Genomic DNA, 19625 nt, shown 5'->3' on the forward strand with positions numbered 1-19625 from the left:
AGAGGGGGCGCCGCCGCGCATAAAAAACGCCGGCATCGCGCCGGCGTTTTGTGTTGTTCCCTGCGACCTGTCCGCTCAGTCGAACATCGCGTCGATATCGTCCTGCGAGGCGTGGCCCACGTCGCCGTCGAGCTTCGGGCCGTTGAGCAGGCGGGCGTCGCCCTCGCGGGTGTCGACGATCGGCGGCGCGTGCGCCTTGATGGCGTCGACACCGCCCCAGATATCCATCATCGCATTGATGTGCTGCTCGATGAACTTCATCGTGTTCATCACCTTGTTGATGCGCTGGCCGGTGAGGTCCTGGAAATTGCAGGCCTCGAAGATCGTCACCACACGTTCCTGGATATCCTCGGCAAGCAGCTTCTGCTGTTCGGGCGAGGCGACCTTGGTCAGCGCGGTGGCGGCCTGGTCGATCGCCTCAGTCGCCTCGAGGATCTGCTGGGTCGCCTCCTCGGTGCCGCCGACGACGGCCCCGAGCTCGCCGTTCACCTTGGCCATCTCCGGGCCATCGAAGCCCCTGCCGTGCAGCGCCGCGATCTCGCGCTTGGTGCGGTTGATGGCATCGTGGATCAGGTCGAGCTCGACCTTCAGCTTCTCGCATTGCTCGATCTGCGCCCGATAGGTGTCGAGCAGCGCATGCGCTTCGGCGACCTCGCGCGCCACCGCCGCCTCGGTGGCTTCGGCTGCGACCGGACGCTGGGCGTGGACGCCGAGCGCCATCTGCGCACGGATGGATCGAAGCTCCGCCATGATCTCCCGATGCATTGGACCGATTTCACCGCCTTCCACCGTAACCGGTGCCGGCATCGGCATGTCGCCCATAATGGCTTGTTCAACACGAAAACGCTTGCGACTAACTGACATGAGACTGTTCCCGCCCCCTTCACTCCCACTGTTCTACGCAGAAGCGATTTAATAGGGAGTTCACACGGGAATGTTTTGCAACGGCGTTTCGCGTCGCGCCGCATACCCGGGATTAACCATGACGCCCACGAATTTAAGCAAAATAAACGCTAATTTTGAAATCCGCCGCCGATTGCCGACGTGGTGAATCCAAACGCTGGTTACGTTTACCAAACCGATGCGGTTTTGATTTTGATTGGTCGCATGCCACGGCGCCTAACGCCGAGTGCTGCTGACGATTGACGAAACAGTACAGAGTACGTCGATGAAGAAAACATTCTTTGCGCTTGTTGCCGGCGCGTCCTTCCTGCCTGTCGCTCCGCATCAGGCGTTTGCGATCGATGGCGCGCCGCTCGCCGGGCCGACCGTGATCTATTCCTACCAGGCGCCGCCTCAGCCGGTGCGCAGGGCCTCCAGCCTCGGCGGCGGCTTTATCGAATTCCTGTTCGGCGACGGTCCCGACCAGGGCTATCCGCAATCCTACGAGCAGCAGCCGATGTATCAGCAGCAGCCGGGTTACTATGGTGGCCGGCGCACGATGCTGCCGCCGATGGATCCGCAGCAGCCGATGATGCGCGAGGAGCAGGCGGCCGATCCCACGCAGCGGCCGTTCGATCCGAGATATGAGAAGCAGCTTGTCGATTATGACGGCAAGGAAGCTCCGGGCACGATCGTCGTCGATACCCCGAACAAGTTCCTTTATCTCGTGCAGGCTGACGGCAAGGCACTGCGCTACGGCATCGGCGTCGGCCGCCCCGGCTTCACCTGGTCGGGCGTTAAGACGATCTCCGCCAAGCGCGAATGGCCGGACTGGACACCGCCGCCGGAAATGCTGGCGCGCCGTCCCGATCTGCCGCGGCACATGGTGGGCGGACCGGAAAATCCGCTCGGCGCGCGTGCGATGTATCTCGGCTCCTCGCTCTATCGCATCCACGGCTCGAACGAGCCCTGGACCATCGGCACCAACGTGTCCTCCGGCTGCATCCGCATGCGCAACGAGGACGTCATCGATCTCTATGGTCGCGTCAACGTCGGCACCAGGGTGATCGTGATCTAGCGATGCTGTCGTCCCGGGCAAGCGAAGCGCAGACCCGGGACCCATAATCACAGGCGTTTGTGGTGTGCCCCGCTGCAACAGCTTGCTCGCGCCACAATAGCTTCCTGTGGTTAGGGACGACGAAAGAGAAACGGCCGCTCGCTCGAGCGGCCGTTCTGCTTTGGAATTTGCGTGCGGCTTACGCGTAGTCGCTGCCACCGTCGTCGCCGCCGTCATCGAACCCATCGTCGTCATCGTCGGGACCATAGCCATGGTCGTCATTGTTGTTGTCGTTGTTGTTCGACGCCTGATCGTACAGGCCGGAGCGCGAGTCGTTGTCGCGCCCGCCAGAGCCGATGTCGTTGACGCCGGCATCGCGCGCAAGATTGCCGCCCGACTGGTCATTGCCCCACGGCTTGTTGTCGCCGAGACTTGCGGAGTCTCCGAACGCCTGGTGACCGCCGCCACCGCCCATCAGCCCGCGGATGCTGTTCATCAAGAGCGAGCCACCGACGACGCCGGCGGCGGCCGCCGCAGCGGTGCCGAGGAACGAGCCGCCGCCACCGCCGAACGGACCCGCCTGTGGCGCGCCATAGGGCTGGGGCTGCTGGCCGTAAGGCGGCTGGCCATACGGTCCAGGACCCTGCGCCTGCTGCAGCGCCTGGCCGGTATTCCAGGCCGGACGGCTGCCACCCTCCGGCGGGCGCACCGGCGGAACCGAGCCGCGCGGCTGATTCTGGTTCTGGCCGAAGATCGCATCGCGCATCGAATCGAGGAAGCCGCCGCCTTGGCCCTGCTGCTGCGGTCCACCGCCGAGTTCTGCTTCCAATTGCTGGATATGGTCGTTGGCGCGCTTCAGCGCCTCGTCCTGCACCAGCGTGGTCTGCACCAGCGCATAGACGGCGTTGGGCGCCTTGCGCAGCCCTTCCGAGATGGCGGCCAGCGCCTCCGGATCACGCGGGGCGTTCTCCAGCTTGGCGAGCCGGTCGAAGAGATCGTCGATCAATTGGCGTTCTTGCGGGGTCATGGCCTTCTCCATCGCGTCGATTGCGTCGAAGCGCGGAACATGTAGGGCCGCCTTTGTGGCGCAAGGAGTGGGGCCGCGAATTAAATTTGCGTATGCGACAAAACGACCGGCGGATTTCTCTTTGCGCACGATCTTTTCGGAAAACCGGTACCCACTTTTCCGGATCATGCTCAGGCGAGCGTAACATTGTTCGCCGCCAGCAATTGCGGGAAGTGCTCGCTGCCGAGGTAGGCATGCTCATTTTCGCGCTGGGTCGTCAGCGGATCGAGCTCCCTCAGCGTCTCGTCGACGAAGCCGGGATGGCACATCACGAGCCCGCCGTCGGGCAGTCCCTCGAGAAACTGTCGCATCAGGGGACCGAAATCGGGCGATCTCGAAAAATCATAGGCGCCCGCAAAAGCGGGGTTGAAGGCAATGCCGACGCGTCGTGCACGCTTCCTGAACTGCGCGCTCAGCGTGTCCAGCACCAGTGCTTTCGGCGACCGCAAGCGTTGCGATAACGGCTGGCTGCGTCCGCCCTGGCGCACCCAGGCTTCGGGCGCGGCGTCCTTCACGGCGCGCAAGAAGGCGTCCCGCACCTGCGGAAACAATTGCACATGCTGATGGCCGTCAACAAAGTCAGGCGCGCGGCCGAACATGTCCTTGAAGGTCGCGAGCTGCTCGACGAGCTCGGCATGGATCATCTCGCGATCGAGCCGCCGGAGCAGGCCGGCGCGCAACATTTTCGGGAAGGGCAGGAACAGCCCGCCAGTGACGGGTCGGAAATGCATGGTCAGCGGACGGAACGGCGCGCTCAGCGTCGCGTGCAGCCCGACCGCGCAGCGCGGGCTTTCGGCGGCAACGCGCTTTAGGGCCGCCACTTCGTCGCGGCCGATTGCCGCGCCCACCACCATCACCGAGGTCGCGTTGAGACGGCCGCGCGCGATGAGATCGCGAATGGCGCGGTTGACGCCCTCGCTCAATCCGTAATCGTCGGCGCAGAGCCAGATCCGGCGCGGCTGCGCGGCATCGTTCATTCGGCCGCGGTCCGTTCGCTGCCCGCGGCGGCCGCATCGGGGCCGGCGCGCTTCTCGCTATGCTCGGCGACGAAATAGATCGGCCGCGCCTTCAGCTCGGACAGGATCTTGCCGATATATTCGCCGACGATGCCGATCATGATGAGCTGCACGCCGCCGATCGTCATCAACCCGATCACCAGCGAGGGATAGCCGGGCACCTGCTTGCCGGTCGTGAAGACCTCCCACAGGATCGAAAGCCCGAACAGGAACGCCGCGGTCGCCAGCAGCACGCCGAGCAGGCTCGCGAAGCGCAGCGGCGCCACCGAAAACGATGTCACTCCTTCGATCGACAGGCCGATCAGCCGCGTCGCGCTGAAGGTGGTGACGCCATGCGCGCGCGGCGCCGGCTCGTAGTCGACCCTGATCTGGCGGAAGCCGATCCAGCTCGCCAGCCCCTTGAAGAAGCGGTTGCGCTCGGGCAATTGCCGCAGCGCCGCCACCGCGCGCGGCGACAAGAGGCGGAAGTCGCCGGCATCTTCCGGGATCTTCTGCCGCGCCCCCCAGTTGATCAGCGCATAGAAGCCGTGCACCGCGAGCCTGCGCAGGAACGGCTCGTTGTCGCGATGCGCTTTCGCGGTATAGACGACATCGTAGCCGTCATCGATCCAGTGTGAGACCAGTTTCTCGACCAGGCTGGGCGGGTGCTGGCCGTCGCCATCCATGAACAGCACGGCGCCGCGCCGGGCATGGTCGAGGCCAGCCATCAGCGCCGCCTCTTTGCCGAAATTGCGCGACAGCGACACCACCTGGACATCCAGCGTGTCGGGGATAAGCGAACGCGCGATCGCAAGGGTGTTGTCCTTGCTGCCGTCGTCGACATAGACGACCTCGCAAGCGAGCCCGTAGCGATCCCTCAAAGTCCGCGCCAGCCCGATCAACCGCTCGTGCAGCAGCGCCAGCCCCGCAGCCTCGTTGTAAACGGGAACGACGACCGACAACCCCTGCGCCGCGGCATTCGTCGCGGTGGTGGTCAGGCCGGAAACGTCAGAGCCCAGCGTCATCGATCAGGTTCCAGGGTTCTCAAAGATATATGATACCGCCCGCCGGCTGTCGCCACGATGAACGGACCGGACGCCTCATTGCCGCAGGAAGGCCTCGAGCCTGGCGAACAGCGGATTCTTGCGGTCGAAGACGTAGTCGAGCGAGACCACCGACACTGTATCGGCGCCATGCTCGCGCAGGAAGCTGCCGAGCGCATAGAGCTGCGTCGGTGGGCAGTGCAGCGTCAGCATGCCGGATGAGGTCGGCCCGCCGAACGGGGCGACCACGCCGAAGCGGCTATGGGCCTCCGCGAGCAATGCTGCATCGCATCCTTTGAAGCGGGTGCGGACCTCGCGATATTTGTTGGCCCGGGCGCGCGCGGCGATGTGATCCAGGATGACGCGGGCGGCCTCGCGGGCCTCGGTCGACCAGTCGGCGTCTTTCGAGGCGACGAGGTTGGCCTGGCTGCGCAGGATCACGCCGTCGTCGAGCACCTTCAACCCGTTGGCAGCGAGCGTCGCGCCGGTCGTGGTGATGTCAACGATCAGCTCCGCCGTGCCGACGGCGGGCGCACCTTCGGTCGCGCCGGCGCTCTCGACAATGCGGTAGTCGAGGATGCCGCGGGAGGCGAAGAAGGTTCGCGTCAGGTTGATGTACTTGGTTGCGATCCGCATCCGCCGGTGATGCTGCTCGCGGAAGCCGGTGGTGACGTCGTCCAGATCGGCCATGGTCCGGACATCGATCCAGGCCTGCGGCACCGCGACCACCACATTGGCATAGCCGAAACCCAATCCGTCGATCAGGTGCACCCGCTTGTCGGCGTCGGCGATGCTCTCGCGCACGAGGTCTTCGCCGGTGACGCCGAGATGCACCATGCCGCGCGCGAGCTGGGAGGCGATCTCGCTGGCCGAGAGATAGGCGATCTCGACATTGTCGAGCCCCGCGATGGTGCCGCGATAATCGCGTGCGCCGCCGGGCTTCGACAGCGTCAATCCGGCGCGGGCGAAAAAGGCCTCGGCATTTTCCTGCAGACGTCCTTTCGACGGGACGGCGAGAACGAAGGGCGCGCTCATGCCTTGCCTCCGCTGCGAGGCTTGCCATGCTGCGTCAGCGCCTCGATCCAGACCGAGAAGCCGACCGCCGGGATCGGCTCAGCCGAGCCGAGCTGCGTCATCAATCCATCATAGCGGCCGCCGGCGACCAGCGGCTCAGTGCCGTTGCCCCTGGCGTGCAATTCGAACTCGAAGCCGGTGTAGTAATCGAGCCCACGCCCGAACGACGTCGAGAAGCGCGTCTTGCTGGTATCGATGCCGCGCGCGGCCATGAAGCCGACGCGGCGTTCGAACTCGTCGATCGCGCCGGAAAGGTCGAGCCTGGCGTCTTCAGCCAATGCGCGCAGTTGCGCGATGGCCTCGTCCGGCTCGCCCGCAATCGACAGGAAGCGCTTGATGGTGGCGATCGCATCGCGCGGCAATGCGCCTGCTTTCAGCGTCGACTGTTCGAGGAAGCGGTCGGCGATCTCGGCGACGGTGCGGCCGCCGACATTGGTGGTGCCGGCGATCGACATCAGGTCGGTGACGAGCGCCAGCGCCGCCTTGCGGTCGGAGCCGGCAAGGGCGGCCAGCACGCCCTGATATTCGTTGCCGGCGGGGCCGCCGGTCAGCGTCAGCCGTTCGATGTCCTCGGTGAGGTTGACCTTGCGGTTGAAATCCTTGATCAGGCGGCGGCGCCACACGGGATAGAGTCCAAGCGTCTCGATGAGCGCATTGAACAGGGCGACGTCGCCGGTGCGGATCTCGACGTCGGTCAGTCCGAACGCCGCCGTCGCCTCCAGCGCGAGCGCCAGCATTTCGGCATCCGCTGCGGCGCGGTCCTGCCGGCCGAATGATTCGATGCCGGCCTGCAGGAACTCGCTGGGCTGGCCGCCGCGATAACGGAACACCGGGCCGAGATAGCTGAAACCGGCCGGCTTTCCGGCCTCCGGCGAGGCGAGGTAGTCACGCGCCACCGGGATCGTCAGGTCCGGGCGCAGGCACAGGTCCTCGCCGCTGGCGTCGGTGGTGAGGTAAAGGCTCTTGCGGATACCCTCGCCGGAGAGGTCCAGGAACGGCTCGGCCGGCTGCAGGATCGCCGGCTCGGACCTGATGTAACCGGCCTGCGCAAATGACAACAGCAGTGCATCCGCCCATGCGGCGGAGGAGGCGGCACCGCGTGTGGTGGCGGTTGCGGTCATCTCGACGTCCAAATCGCCCGAAAATGGGTTCCCGGAGTGGTTTTAAGGGTTCGCGGCGAGCCCTTAGCACGGCAAAAGTGTCGTTTCGACAACCATTGGCCAAATCGCTTAATGAGCGCGTAACCCGGGTGGAGCGAATGCGCAACCCGGGACATCTGCCTCGGCGTTTGCCATTGGTCCCGGGTTACGCTGGCGCTCCACCCGGGCTACGGCGCCAGTCCCCGAGCGCCGCCTGCACCAAGGCCAGCGCCGCGACCCCTGCGGTGTCCGCGCGCAGGATCCGCGGCCCCAGCGACAGCCGGAGGGTCTTGGGCTGGCGCAGCAGCAGCGTGCGCTCCTCTTCGGCGAACCCGCCCTCCGGGCCGATCAAGACGTCGATGCCGTCAGTGGCGGCCCCCTGTTGCAGGGCATACAGGGGATCGCCGAGATCGGCGGCTTCGTCGCAGAATACCAGGAGCCGGCCGCCCGCGCGCTCGGTCAGGAAGCGCTCGAGCGGGACGGGATCGGCGACCTCGGCGAGGGCCGTGATCCCGCATTGCTCGGCCGCCTCGATCACATTCGCCCGCATCCGCTCGCCGTTCACCCGCGAAACCTGGGTGAAGCGGGTCAGGACCGGCCGCAGGCACGAGGCGCCCATCTCGACCGCCTTCTGCACCATGTAGTCGAGCCGGGCGTGCTTCAGGGGCGCGAAGACATAGGCGATGTCGGGAAGGCGATCCTGCGGCCGGGTCTGGCGGTGGACCGTCAGCGTGTCCGCCCGCTTGCGGCCACTGAGCTCGGCCTGCCACTCGCCGTCGCGGCCATTGAATACCAGGATGGCGTCGCCGGCCTTCAACCGTAATACGTTACCGAGATAGTTGCTCTGGTCGCGGTCCAGCGCGACAATTTCGCCCGCTTGCAGGGGCGCATCGACGAACAGGCGAGGGGCGCGAAAGTCGTAGTCCGGCATCTGTTAATGTTCCGTCGTCACGCAACTCGGCCGCGCTTTTAGCCTAAAGCGCTAGAATCTGTAGCTTATTTTTGATCGATGGCGCGGCGTGACGCCGCGCTGTTGCCCCAATCCACGGGTTGTTAAGGAACGGCTGGAATCGTAAAAAGCCGCATGGAAATTGTGCTTCGTTTGGAAGCCGGCTGCCGGAGAAATATCCTTGATGACCCGCCTGATGGTGTCGCTGACGGTCGCCGCCGTGGTGCTCCACGCCGGCCAGGTTTTTGCGCAGGGCGCGTTTCCCGCGCCGCTGCCCGGTCAGCAGGCCGCAGCGCCTGCCAACGCCTCGCCCTTCCCGCCGGTGAACGGCGGGGTACCTTCCGCGTCGATCGGGGCGCCTTCGGCCTTCCCGAGCCAGGGTGCGGCGCCGATCGGTGGCGGTGGTGCCGGGTTTGCACCGCCACCCTCCCAGTCCGCGGGCGCGGGCCCGTCGGACGCCTGCATGAAGGGCTTCGTCCCCTTGCGCGAGGAGACCGAGCGGCGCGGCAAGCTGATCAAGGCCGCCGGTGAAAAGAAGGCCGGTCCGGACGAGGCCTGCAAGCTGATCGGCAATTACAGCCAGGCCGAGCTGAAGATGATGAAATACGTCAAGGACAACTCGGCGAAGTGCGGAATCCCGCCGCAGATCCTCGAGCAGCTCCAGAACGGCCACAAGAACACCGAGGCGATGCAGAAGAAGGTCTGCGCGGTGGCGCAGCAGATGGCGACGCAACAGGCGCGCGGTCCGGCTGGCCCGACCTTGAGCGAAGTGCTGGGCTCGGCCTCCGCGCCCGAAGCAGTGCCGACGCGCAAGGGCGGCAGCACCTTTGACACGCTGAACGGCAACGTGCTGTCGCGATGAGCGACGTCACCGCCCGCGTTGCCGATGCGACCGGCAACTGGGTCGACAGCCACGCGCCGCTCTGGTCGCGGCCTTACCTGCGACTCTCCCGCTTCGACCGGCCAATCGGCTCGTGGCTTCTGTTGATGCCGTGCTGGTGGTCAGCGGCGCTCGCCGCCGGCATCGCCCATGACCGTCACCAGCTCCCGCTTGCGATCGTTCTGTTCTTCATCGGCGCCTTCGTGATGCGCGGCGCGGGCTGCACCTGGAACGACATCACCGATCGCAATCTCGATGCGAAAGTGGAGCGCACGCGGTCGCGGCCGATTCCGGCGGGGCAGGTGAGCGTGACGCAGGCGCTGATCTTCCTGGTCGCCCAGGCGCTGATCGGTCTCGTGGTGCTGCTGCAGTTCAATCGCTTTGCGGTCGCGACCGGCATCGCCTCGCTCGTCATCGTCGCAATCTATCCCTTCATGAAGCGCATCACGTGGTGGCCGCAGGTGGTGCTGGGACTCGCCTTCTCCTGGGGCGCTTTGATGGGGTTCGCCGTCATCCTCGAGCGCATCGATCTGACAGCGCTTGCGCTCTATGCCGGCTCGATCTCCTGGGTGATCGGCTACGACACCATCTACGCGCATCAGGACGCCGAGGACGACGCGCTGATCGGCATCAAGTCGACCGCACGCCTGTTCGGCGCGGCCACGCACAAGGCGCTCGTGGTGTTCTATTCGCTCGCGGTGGTCCTGATCGGCATAGCGCTCGTGCTGGCTGGCGCGCACTGGTTCGCGTGGATCGGCCTCGCCGCCTTCGCGTTGCATCTGGCGATCCAGATCAGACGGCTCGACATCAGCGATCCCGCCTTGTGCCTGCGCGTCTTCAAGTCCAACCGCGACGCCGGCCTCATCCTGTTCGCCGGCCTGCTGATTGATGCCGCGATGCGCTGACGCTCGCGGTCATTCCGGGACGTGCCGAATCACCACTCTCTCGTCATTCCGGGGCGCGCCCCTTGGCGCGAGCCCGGAATCCATCGGGCCGCATGTGCTGGTGTTGAAATGGATTCCGGGCTCACCGCTTCGCGGCGCCCCGGAATGACGGTGTGTGTTGTGGCGCTCAATCCCGCGCGATGATCTCGCGTTCGCCGCGATGGACATTCCCCGCATCGAGCGGGCGGCCACGGCGGCGGCGTACCAGGAAGCGCGGGCGGCGCGTGTGGATGACGTTGCGGCGCCTGCGCCGGGCTGCAGGCTCGCGCGGCGCTTGCTCGCTGAGTTGCGGCAGGCGGAGCACGTCGCTCCACATCCGCCAGGCGCTTTCGATCTCGTCGCGATCGGAACTGACGCCAAGCGGGATTGCGAGCGACGGATCGCGGTGGACGAGCGTCAGCATCTGCTCGTCGCCCAAATCGCGCAGCGCGACGCCGATGAAGTCGCTGACGCGAACATTGATCGCCATCCGCATGCCCTTGACGGCACGGCGCAGCACGACGCGTTCGTGGTGAAGTTCAACCTGCCGCATGCCACCATCCGCGCGGACGTCCTGCGCATGGAAGCTGAGCGGAAGAGAAAGCGGGTCGAGCCGTTGCACACGGCCCGACCCGGCGGGGTTGAGCCCGCCTGTTGCTGTTTGACGCCTCACGGCTTTATCTCCCCGCCGGGATTATGTTCCCGGTCGATGCGCGAGACCTTAGCGCAGCCGTTTCCCGATCAGCTTAAGAAGGCTGGTTAAAGAGACGTCAAAGGCGCGCATGCTTGACAAGACCTTGCCGCGCTCGAGCAATTCTTCTTCATCGCGCGGCAAAACGCTTGAAATCGCTGCAAATCCGGCCCACTTGGTGGGTTTGGCGCGCTGCGCTGCGTTGAGCCCTTCAATGTCAGGAATCTGTTCGTGAACCCTTCACCATCGCCTGCCGAAAAGTCCGCGACCGACCTGTTCGACCAGTCGGTTTTGAGTGAACTGGCGCAGCGTCTTGTCGAGGCCGCCAAGCGCGCCGGCGCGGATGCGGCGGATGCGATCGCGGTGCGCGGCGTTTCGCAAGGCGTCGAGGTGCGCGACGGGCGCGTCGAGGAGTCCGAGCGCTCCGAAGGCGACGATGTCGGCCTGCGCGTGCTGGTCGGTCAGCGCCAGGCGGTGGTCTCCACCAATGATGTCACTGGCGACGGGATCGCCAAGCTTGCCGAGCGCGCGGTCGCGATGGCGCGCGTTGCGCCCGATGACAAATATGTCGGGCTTGCGGATCCTGCGCTGCTGGCGCGCGACTTCCCCGCTCTCGACCTGCTCGACCGCAACGTGCCCTCGACCGCGGAACTCGAACGCCGCGCCACCGAGGCGGAAGCGGCGGCGCTCGCGGTGAATGGCGTGACCAAATCCGGCGGCGCGTCGGCTTCCTCCGGCATCGGCGGCATGGTGCTGGTGACCTCGACCGGTTTCCATGGTTCCTACCTGCGCTCGAGCCACGGCATCTCGATGACCGCGATCTCGGGCGAGGGCACCGGCATGGAGCGCGACTATGATTTCACGAGCGCGTTGCATGCATCCGATCTTGCTTCGCCTGCGAGTGTCGGCCGCAAGGCGGGCGAGCGCGCGGTGGCGCGCACCAATCCGCGCAAGGTCGAGACCTGCAAGGTGCCCGTCGTCTACGATCCACGCGTTGCGAACTCGATCGTCGGCCATCTCGTCGGCGCCATCAACGGTGCATCGATCGCGCGCAAGACCAGTTTCCTGAAGGATCGTCTCGGCCAGCAATTGTTCGCGAGCAATATCCGCATCATCGACGATCCGTTGCGGGTGCGCGGCCTGCGCTCGCAGACCTTCGATGCCGAAGGCGTCAAGGTGAAGAAGACCGCCCTGATCGATGACGGCGTTCTGACCACCTGGCTGCTCGATTGCGCCACCGCGCGCGAGCTCGGCATGGTGACGACGGGACACGCGCATCGCGGCGTCTCCTCGGTGCCGTCGCCGGGGGCCTATAATCTGCATCTCGAGCCCGGCTCGGCGACGCCGAAGGAATTGATCGCCGATATCAAGCAGGGCTTTTACGTCACCGACCTGATCGGTTCGGGCGTCAACGGCGTGACCGGCGACTACAGCCGCGGCGCCTCGGGCTTCTGGATCGAGAACGGCGAGATCACCTATGCCGTCAGCGAAGTGACCATCGCAGGCCATCTGCTGGCGATGTTCAAATCGCTGGTCGCCGCGAACGATCTGGAATTCCGCTACAGCGTGAACGCGCCGACCCTGCGCATCGAGGGACTGACGCTTGGCGGACGCTGATACGGACGACGGGATCCTGGCGCGCGACGCCGCGCTGCTGGCGGAGGCGGTGCGGGAAGCAGGGGCGCTGGCGCTCTCGCTATTTCGCACCGAATTGAAGAACTGGATCAAGGGCGCCTCATCGCCGGTGTCGGAGGCCGATATTGCGGTCAATGACCTGCTGGAGCAGCGCCTGCGCTCGGCGACGCCCGATTACGGCTGGCTATCGGAAGAAAGCGCCGACAACCAGGTGCGGCTTGGCAAGCGAATGGTGTGGATCGTCGATCCCATCGATGGCACCCGTTCCTATCTGGCCGGGCGCGAGGACTGGTGCGTCAGCGTGGCGCTGGTTGAAAATGCCGCGCCCGTACTGGCGGCGGTATTCGCACCCGCCAGCGAGGAGTTCTTCTTCGCCGCGCGCGGGCAGGGCGCCACGCGCAATGGCATCGCGGTGCGCGCGACCGCGGGCACCGATCTCGATTTCTCCCGCATGGCCGGCCCGAAGCCGCTCCTGCAGCGATTGAGCCCTTCGACGCAGGAGATCACGCTGCATCCGCGAATCGGTTCGCTGGCGCTCCGGCTATGCCGGGTCGCGCATGGCGAGCTCGATGCGGCCTTCGCAGGCGGCAATAGTCACGATTGGGATCTTGCGGCGGCGAATTTGATCGTGCAGGAAGCGGATGGTAAGATGACGGCACTCTCGGGGGATGCGATTGAGTATAATCGCCGGGAGCTGGCGCATGGGGTGCTGGTGGCAGCGGGACATGATCGTCATGCACGTATTGTCGAGCATTTTCGCAACCGCCCGTTGCACTGACCGCCGCGCGCCGCAGGACTTGCCTGCCGGGCATCTCATCAGGAAAAACGATTATGTCAGATAGTGCCCAGCCGCAGCAATTGTTGCATCTCGTCATCGGTGGCGAGCTGATCGACCTCCAGCACAACACCTTCAAGGATCTCGATAAGGTCGAGATCGTCGGCGTATATCCGAATTACGCCAGCGCCCACGTGGCCTGGAAGGCGAAGGCGCAGCAGACCGTGGACAACGCCCACATGCGCTATTTCATCGTCCACCTCCATCGGCTGCTCGATCCGGGTCAAGACACAAAGCCCTCCCTTTGAAACGACTGATTCGCGATTTCCTGCGCAGCGGCCTCGTGCAGCGTGCGCTGGGCCTGCTTGCGGCCGAATATCTGCGGCTGGTCTGGCTGACCAACAGGTTCAGCCTTGAGCCGCCTGACGTCTACGAGCAGGTGGAACCGCAGATGCCCTGCATCTTCGTGTTCTGGCACGGCCAGCACCTGATGACCCCCTTCATCCGGATCAGGGGAAACCATCGCGCCAAGGTCCTGATCTCCCGGCACCGGGACGGCGAGTTCAACGCGATCGCGGCCGAGCGGCTCGGCGTCGGCACCATCAGGGGGTCGGGGGACCATTCCGGCGGCTTCCATCGCAAAGGGGGCGTCGGCGCTTTCAGGGAGATGCTGCAGGCGCTGGAGGACGAGTGGAACGTCGCGACCACCGCCGACGTGCCCAAGCGCGCCCGGGTCGCCGGCCTCGGCATCATCATGCTGGCCCGCGAGTCGGGCCGGCCGATCATGCCCTTTGCCATGGTGACCAGCCGGTTCATCCGGTTGAAAAACTGGGATTCCACCACCATCAATTTGCCATTCGGAAGGGGCGCATTGGTGGGCATCGATTCCGTGGAGGTGCCGCCCGACGCCGACGCAGAGACCATGGAAACGCTGCGGCTCAGGGTGGAGGCCTTGCTGAACGAAGCGACCCGAAAGGCCTATACGGTCGTCGGGCGTCCGGAGGGAGCGCTTGGCTAACTCGCTGCCGATGACGTTGCGGGTCTACCAAAGACTGTCGTCCGCGATGGTGCCGCTCGCGCCTGCGCTGATCCGGCGGCGGCTGAAGCTCGGCAAGGAGGATCCGGCCCGCGTCGGCGAACGGCGCGGCGTCAGCGCCGATGTGCGACCGCACGGGCCGCTGGTGTGGATCCATGGCGCCAGCGTCGGCGAGGTGCTGGCGGCGGCGGCGCTGATCGAGAAGCTGCGCGAGCTCAATTTGCGCATCCTGCTCACCTCCGGCACCGTCACCTCGGCGGCGATCGTTGCCAAGCGTTTTCCGCCCGACGTCATCCATCAATATGTGCCCTATGATTCCCCGCGCTTTGTCGCGCGCTTCCTCGATCACTGGCGGCCGTCGCTGGCACTGTTCATCGAGTCGGATCTCTGGCCGAACCTGATTCTTTCGAGCTCCGCGCGCCGCTTGCCGATGGTGCTGATCAACGGACGAATGTCGCAGCGCTCGTTTCCGCGCTGGCAGCGGATGTCGCACACGATCTCGGCCCTGCTCGATCGCTTCGATATCTGCCTGGCCCAGTCGGGAATGGACGCCGAGCGCTTTGCGGCGCTCGGCAGTCGCAACGTCGTTATCACCGGCAACCTCAAGCTCGACGTCGCGGCGCCGCCGGCCGATCCTGCCAAGCTGGAGCGGCTGATGGCAGTGACGCGCGGCCGCCCGATTGTGGTCGCAGCCTCCACCCATCCCGGCGAGGAAGAGCAGCTCGTGGAAGCGCATCGCGCGCTTGCGGGATTCTTTCCCTCGCTGCTCACGGTGATCGTGCCGAGGCACCCGGATCGCGGCGAGGCGGTCGCGCGCGTCGTCGATGGCGCCGGCCTGCACAGCGCGCTGCGGTCGCGCGAGGAGCTGCCGATTGCGACCACCGACGTCTATGTCGCCGACACCATGGGCGAGCTAGGCCTGTTCTATCGATTGGCGCCGATCGTGTTCATGGGCGGTTCGCTGGTTCCGCACGGCGGCCAGAACCCGATCGAGGCCGTGAAGCTTGGCGCAGCGATCGTGCACGGCCCGCACGTCTTCAATTTCACCGACGTCTATGAGGCGCTCGATCGTGCCGGCGGTGCGCGGCGTGCCGAGACGCAGGAAGCGCTGGTGAAGCAGCTCGGCCAGTTGCTGGACGATGCCAAGGCGCGCGAAGCCTCGCTGGGGGCGGCCGAACATGTGGTGCGGCAGCTCGGCGGCGCGCTGGAGCGAACACTTGGGGCGCTCGAACCGTATCTCTTGCAGTTACGGATCGAGATGGGAGCCGCCAATGCGTGAGCCGGCCTTCTGGCACGGTCCGGCATCCCTAAAATCGCATCTGTTGCAACCGCTCGCCACGCTCTATGGCGCCATCGCCGCCAGACGTATGCAGCGCAAGGGGATCGACGCCGGCATTCCCGTGCTCTGCGTCGGCAATTATCACACCGGTGGCGCCGGCAAGACGCCGACCGTGCTGGTGCTGGCGAAGCTGCTGCGCGAACTCGGGGAAGTGCCTGTTGTGCTCAGCCGCGGCTATGGCGGTGAGTTGCGCGGGCCGGTGCAGGTCGATCCTTCCAGCCATTCCGCCGCCGATGTCGGCGATGAGCCGTTGATGCTGGCCGAGCGGCTGCCGGTCGTGGTCGCGCGCGACCGTGCCGAAGGCGTCGCGCTGGTGAAGTCGCTGGGAGTGACCGTACTGGTGATGGATGACGGCTTCCAGAATCCGGCGGTCGCGAAGGATGCCTCGATCATCGTGATCGACAGCCACCGCGGCCTCGGCAATGGAAAGGTGTTTCCGGCCGGCCCGTTGCGCGCGCCGCTGTCGCCGCAGGTTGCGCGTACCGACGCGCTCGTCGTGGTCGGCGGCGGCCCTGCCGCGAAGATGCTGGCGACCGAACTCACGGTGCGCGGAAAGCCTGTGCTGGCGGCGCGGCTGCGGCCGGACGATGCATCGCTTGCGTCGCTGCAGGGCCGGCGCGTGCTCGCCTTTGCCGGCATTGGCGATCCCGCGCGCTTCTTCAACACCCTCCGCAACAGCGGCGTCGACGTCATCAAAGAGAGTGCGTTCCCCGATCACCACGTGTTCTCAAAGGCTGACATCGATAGCCTGGTGTCGCAGGCGAGAGGCGACGGGCTGACATTGGTGACCACGGAAAAGGATCTGGCGCGGCTCAAGCAGCGCGGAGAGCTGCCTGTCTGGGCGCAGGCGGTGGTGCCGTTCGCGGTGACGCTGGAGTTCGAGGATGCAGCATCGCTGCGAAAGTTCGTCTCAGACAGCCTGTCCAAGGCGCGCGAAAACAGGTTCGGTAGTTCGTAGCCCGGGTGGAGCGAAGCGCAACCCGGGACATCCCCGTCAGCAATTGAGAGCGGTCCCGGGTTACGCTGGCGCTCCACCCGGGCTACGGCAGTGCCATCTATGGCAGCGCTATCCCTGCTTCAGTGCAGCGGGAAAATGCCGCTGCAGCACCGCGGTCGGGGTGGCATAGGCCTCCTGCAGATCGACGCTCCAGTACTTCAGCTCGTCGAGCGGGATCCGTACGTCCGTGAGGGCGCAGCGCACATAGGTTCCGGGCGAGACCACGCGGAAATCGCCATCCAGATATTGCACCTGTGCTTCGCCATGACCCGAGGGACCAAACTTGTTCAGCACTATGAAACTCTCCGCCCGGCCTTAACACGAGGCCTCGTTGGGGTTGCGGTTTTTACCTACCATAAATAGGCTGTAATGTCCGCAGCTTAAACCACCGACTTGTGATGAATTGCAGCCATGCTGCATGATAGTTTGACAGCCCTGGTCCGCTCGGTCAGCAGCGCCACCATGATCCGGCCAATTGAGATGCGGTTTTTGTCAGCAGCCATTTTCCTGACGTTCGTTGCTGTGGCTTCCGCCGCGACGGCCGCGCCGCTGCCTGCGCCGCATCAGGTCGATATTCCTGCCACCAATCTCACGTTGCACGCGCAGCTCTACAAGCCCGACGGCGATGGCCCGTTTCCGACCGTGATTGCGCTGCATGGCTGCGGCGGTCTCGCCGGGCGTTCGGAGCCGGTCTTGCCGCGCTACCGCGATTGGGCGGAACAATTGCTCAAGGCTGGCCACGCCGTGCTGTTGCCCGACAGCTACGGCTCGCGCGAGGTCGGCCCGCAATGCCGCGTCAAGGACCGGGAACGGCATGTGCTGGCGCGCCGCGAGCGGGTCGCCGATATCATGGCGGCGCGGCAATGGCTGATGCAGCAGCCCTGGGTGGCGCATGAGCGCATCAGCCTGATCGGCTGGGCCAATGGCGCCAGCGCGCTGTTGTGGGCCGTGCGGCCGCAACTTCCCTCGCGCAGCACCGAGCCGGATTTCCGCTCGGCGATTGCGTTCTATCCGGATTGCCGGCTGTCCTCCAGGCTCGGCTGGAGCACGCGGGTGCCGACCTTGGTCATGATCGGCGCCAATGATGATGTCAGTTCTCCGCCGGCCTGCCACCAGATGGTCGACGGCGCGCGAGGCCGCAGCGCGCTGGCTCGGATCATCACCTATCCCGGCGCCTATCACGACTTCGATCTCGCCAACCTGCCGCTGCGGGCGATTGCCGGAACAGCCGATGCCGCGATGCCCGAGGTCGGCCACATCGGCACCGATGCGGAGGCGCGCACCGACGCGCAGAAGCAAGTCGCCGCCTGGCTCTCGCGTTAGTGCCAGGTGAGGGCTCTCTTTCCCCACTGCCGTAGCCCGGGTGAAGCGCCCGCGTAACCCGGGGCCGCTCGCAACGCGGACACAGGTGTCCCGGGTTACGCGTTCCACCCGGGCTACAGGCTAGAACAGGCTGCCCTGGTCGACCGGCTTTACGAGCCGCTTCGGCGCGGGTTTCGACTCGCGCGTGACCGGCTTCGGCTCAGGCGTCGGTGCCGCGATGGCCGGGCGATCGCCATCGGCGGTAGCAGCCACGCGGCCGTCGGCGAATTCGATCGACAGAAGTGCATTCGGCGCGACGCTGGCCGCGGCATGTACCGGATGTCCCGCGTCGTCGCGCACCAGGGCAAAGCCGCGCGCCAGCACGCTGCGATAGGAGAGCGCCGCCAGCAATTTTCCGCTCTGGCCGACGCGTGCATCTAACCGCTGCAGCAATGTGACCATGGCGCGCTGCGCGCGCTCGGCGAGCCGATGGGTGCGTTCGCGCTGCCGTGCGATCGCGTTCCGCTGCGCCTGTGCATTGGCGAGCTTGGACGCCTTGAAGCGAACCTCCAGCCCCGTAAAGCGCTCGCGCCGGCTGCGCAGCAGTGAGCGTGCCGAGAGCGCGATGCGCTCGCCCGAGACGGTCAGGCGCTGCCTGGCATGCGAAATCTGCCCGTGCAGCACGCGCAGCGTCAGCCGGCCGCTGGTGGAGGCGAAGCGGCGGAAATGCGCGTGCGTGTTTGCCTTCAATCCGCGCGGCAATGCTGCGCCGAGATGGTCGAGCCGCTGCCGCGGGATCGCCAACAGCTCGCTCGGCGCCGGCAGCGCGCGCGCCGCGGCCCGCAGTTCGTTGCGGCGGGCTTCCTGGCCGCGCTGCCAGCACACCGAGACACGCCGGGCCAGTGCAGCGACTTCGGTGAGCAGTTCGCTGCGCACCGGCACCGCCATCTCGGCGGCCGCCGTCGGCGTCGGCGCCCGCTTGTCGGCGGCGAAATCGATCAGCGTGATGTCGGTCTCATGGCCCACGGCCGAGATCAGCGGGATCATGCTGTCGGCGGCGGCGCGAACCACGATCTCCTCATTGAAGGACCAGAGGTCTTCGAGCGAACCGCCGCCGCGCGCGACGATCAAAAGATCGGGTCGCGGAATCCTTCCGCCTTCGGGGAGTGCGTTGAAGCCGCGGATCGCGGCGGCGACCTGCTCGGCGGAGCCGTCGCCCTGCACCTTTACCGGCCACACCAGCACGCGGCGCGGAAAGCGGTCTTCCAGGCGATGCAGGATATCGCGGATCACCGCGCCGGTCGGCGAGGTGACGACGCCGATCACTTCCGGCAGCCAGGGCAGGAGCTGCTTGCGCGCCTCGTCGAACAGGCCCTCGGCGGCGAGCTTCTTCTTGCGCTCCTCCATCAGCGCCATCAGCGCGCCGATGCCGGCGGGCTCCAACGCCTCGATCACGATCTGGTATTTGGAGGAATTCGGATAGGTCGTGAGCTTGCCGGTCGCGATGACCTCGAGCCCCTCCTGGGGCTTGAAGCGCATGCGGGCGTGGGCGACCTTCCAGATCACCGCCTCGATCTTGGCGTTCTCGTCCTTCAGCGCGAAATAGCAATGGCCGGAGGAATGCGGGCCCCGGAAGCCCGTGATCTCGCCGCGGACCCGGACATGGCCGAACCGGTCCTCCACCGTTCGCTTCAGCGCGGAGGACAGTTCCGAGACGGTGAATTCGGGCGCGTTGAGCAGATTCGGTGCGGCGGTCATCACTTGTTAGAATCGGGCTTTTTAGGCGCGGGCGCAAGGTCCTGGGATGCCAACCAGCCCGTCAGGCCACATATCCACATCAGA

The 19625-nt window shown here is 65.8% G+C and carries 20 protein-coding genes; 10 read left to right on the forward strand and 10 right to left on the reverse strand.

The window, feature by feature from the left end; translation table 11 throughout:
- Window positions 1-75: 75 nt before the first annotated feature.
- The gene (locus AC5ZGW_RS31305; RefSeq protein ID WP_028166954.1) at window positions 76-864 is read right to left on the reverse strand and encodes a protein phosphatase CheZ; all 789 of its coding nucleotides are present in this window, start codon (window positions 862-864) and stop codon (window positions 76-78) included.
- Between the two features lie 304 nt (window positions 865-1168).
- Here AC5ZGW_RS31305 and AC5ZGW_RS31310 point away from each other — a divergent pair, with 304 nt between their 5' ends.
- The gene (locus AC5ZGW_RS31310; protein ID WP_130228008.1) at window positions 1169-1960 is read left to right on the forward strand and encodes a L,D-transpeptidase family protein; all 792 of its coding nucleotides are present in this window, start codon (window positions 1169-1171) and stop codon (window positions 1958-1960) included.
- Window positions 1961-2138: 178 nt separating this feature from the next.
- On the opposite strand, the gene AC5ZGW_RS31315 is transcribed toward AC5ZGW_RS31310, so the two are convergent.
- The 6 genes from AC5ZGW_RS31315 to AC5ZGW_RS31340 all read right to left on the reverse strand — a co-directional run bounded on the left by AC5ZGW_RS31315 (window position 2139) and on the right by AC5ZGW_RS31340 (window position 8187).
- Window positions 2139-2966: a DUF2076 domain-containing protein gene (locus AC5ZGW_RS31315; RefSeq protein ID WP_130228007.1), complete on the reverse strand. Its 828-nt coding sequence runs from the start codon at window positions 2964-2966 to the stop codon at window positions 2139-2141.
- 170 nt (window positions 2967-3136) lie between these two features.
- Window positions 3137-3982 carry a ChbG/HpnK family deacetylase gene (locus AC5ZGW_RS31320; RefSeq protein WP_130228006.1) on the reverse strand — a complete coding sequence of 282 codons (846 nt, stop codon included), beginning with the start codon at window positions 3980-3982 and terminating at the stop codon, window positions 3137-3139.
- A complete protein-coding gene (locus tag AC5ZGW_RS31325; protein ID WP_456645884.1) occupies window positions 3979-5025 on the reverse strand; it encodes a glycosyltransferase family 2 protein in 1047 nt (348 codons plus the stop codon). Before AC5ZGW_RS31325 ends, AC5ZGW_RS31320 begins: the two co-directional genes overlap by 4 nt.
- Window positions 5026-5100: 75 nt before the next feature.
- A complete protein-coding gene (gene hisG / locus AC5ZGW_RS31330; protein ID WP_130228005.1) occupies window positions 5101-6078 on the reverse strand; it encodes an ATP phosphoribosyltransferase in 978 nt (325 codons plus the stop codon).
- Window positions 6075-7238: an ATP phosphoribosyltransferase regulatory subunit gene (locus tag AC5ZGW_RS31335; RefSeq protein ID WP_130228004.1), complete on the reverse strand. Its 1164-nt coding sequence runs from the start codon at window positions 7236-7238 to the stop codon at window positions 6075-6077. Before AC5ZGW_RS31335 ends, hisG begins: the two co-directional genes overlap by 4 nt.
- 184 nt (window positions 7239-7422) lie before the next feature.
- Complete coding sequence (locus AC5ZGW_RS31340; protein WP_130228003.1) at window positions 7423-8187, reverse strand: 16S rRNA (uracil(1498)-N(3))-methyltransferase; 765 nt, start codon at window positions 8185-8187, stop codon at window positions 7423-7425.
- Window positions 8188-8386: 199 nt separating this feature from the next.
- Between AC5ZGW_RS31340 and AC5ZGW_RS31345 the strand changes: the two genes are divergently transcribed.
- Window positions 8387-9067, forward strand: a complete 681-nt coding sequence (locus AC5ZGW_RS31345) for a hypothetical protein (protein ID WP_165435384.1) — start codon at window positions 8387-8389, stop codon at window positions 9065-9067.
- The gene (gene ubiA, locus AC5ZGW_RS31350; protein WP_130228001.1) at window positions 9064-9990 is read left to right on the forward strand and encodes a 4-hydroxybenzoate octaprenyltransferase; all 927 of its coding nucleotides are present in this window, start codon (window positions 9064-9066) and stop codon (window positions 9988-9990) included. Before AC5ZGW_RS31345 ends, ubiA begins: the two co-directional genes overlap by 4 nt.
- Window positions 9991-10156: 166 nt before the next feature.
- On the opposite strand, the gene AC5ZGW_RS31355 is transcribed toward ubiA, so the two are convergent.
- Window positions 10157-10681, reverse strand: a complete 525-nt coding sequence (locus AC5ZGW_RS31355; RefSeq protein WP_130228000.1) for a DUF6101 family protein — start codon at window positions 10679-10681, stop codon at window positions 10157-10159.
- Window positions 10682-10930: 249 nt separating this feature from the next.
- On the opposite strand from AC5ZGW_RS31355, the gene AC5ZGW_RS31360 reads away from it, so the two are divergent.
- Genes AC5ZGW_RS31360 through lpxK form a run of 6 tightly spaced genes read left to right on the forward strand, consistent with a single transcriptional unit; the run spans window position 10931 to window position 16442 of the window.
- Window positions 10931-12316 (forward strand): TldD/PmbA family protein, encoded by a 1386-nt coding sequence (locus AC5ZGW_RS31360; RefSeq protein ID WP_165435383.1) that lies wholly within the window; start codon window positions 10931-10933, stop codon window positions 12314-12316.
- Window positions 12303-13112 carry a 3'(2'),5'-bisphosphate nucleotidase CysQ gene (locus AC5ZGW_RS31365; RefSeq protein ID WP_130227998.1) on the forward strand — a complete coding sequence of 270 codons (810 nt, stop codon included), beginning with the start codon at window positions 12303-12305 and terminating at the stop codon, window positions 13110-13112. Before AC5ZGW_RS31360 ends, AC5ZGW_RS31365 begins: the two co-directional genes overlap by 14 nt.
- Before the next feature lie 53 nt (window positions 13113-13165).
- Complete coding sequence (locus tag AC5ZGW_RS31370; protein WP_028166941.1) at window positions 13166-13417, forward strand: DUF4170 domain-containing protein; 252 nt, start codon at window positions 13166-13168, stop codon at window positions 13415-13417.
- Entirely contained in the window at window positions 13414-14127 is a 714-nt protein-coding gene (locus tag AC5ZGW_RS31375) for a lysophospholipid acyltransferase family protein (protein WP_130227997.1), read from the forward strand. The genes AC5ZGW_RS31370 and AC5ZGW_RS31375 overlap by 4 nt, the downstream gene beginning before the upstream one ends.
- Window positions 14120-15424 (forward strand): 3-deoxy-D-manno-octulosonic acid transferase, encoded by a 1305-nt coding sequence (locus AC5ZGW_RS31380; RefSeq protein WP_245474892.1) that lies wholly within the window; start codon window positions 14120-14122, stop codon window positions 15422-15424. The genes AC5ZGW_RS31375 and AC5ZGW_RS31380 overlap by 8 nt, the downstream gene beginning before the upstream one ends.
- A complete protein-coding gene (gene lpxK / locus AC5ZGW_RS31385) occupies window positions 15417-16442 on the forward strand; it encodes a tetraacyldisaccharide 4'-kinase (RefSeq protein WP_130227995.1) in 1026 nt (341 codons plus the stop codon). Before AC5ZGW_RS31380 ends, lpxK begins: the two co-directional genes overlap by 8 nt.
- A gap of 108 nt (window positions 16443-16550) precedes the next feature.
- Here lpxK and AC5ZGW_RS31390 read toward each other — a convergent pair whose 3' ends face one another.
- Complete coding sequence (locus AC5ZGW_RS31390; protein WP_028166937.1) at window positions 16551-16775, reverse strand: DUF2093 domain-containing protein; 225 nt, start codon at window positions 16773-16775, stop codon at window positions 16551-16553.
- Window positions 16776-16961: 186 nt separating this feature from the next.
- Here AC5ZGW_RS31390 and AC5ZGW_RS31395 point away from each other — a divergent pair, with 186 nt between their 5' ends.
- Window positions 16962-17804: a dienelactone hydrolase family protein gene (locus AC5ZGW_RS31395; protein ID WP_165435386.1), complete on the forward strand. Its 843-nt coding sequence runs from the start codon at window positions 16962-16964 to the stop codon at window positions 17802-17804.
- Between the two features lie 120 nt (window positions 17805-17924).
- On the opposite strand, the gene xseA is transcribed toward AC5ZGW_RS31395, so the two are convergent.
- Entirely contained in the window at window positions 17925-19541 is a 1617-nt protein-coding gene (gene xseA, locus AC5ZGW_RS31400; RefSeq protein ID WP_496114017.1) for an exodeoxyribonuclease VII large subunit, read from the reverse strand.
- Window positions 19542-19625 lie beyond the last annotated feature (84 nt).

This window comes from Bradyrhizobium sp. Crot121 (genome assembly GCF_059512385.1).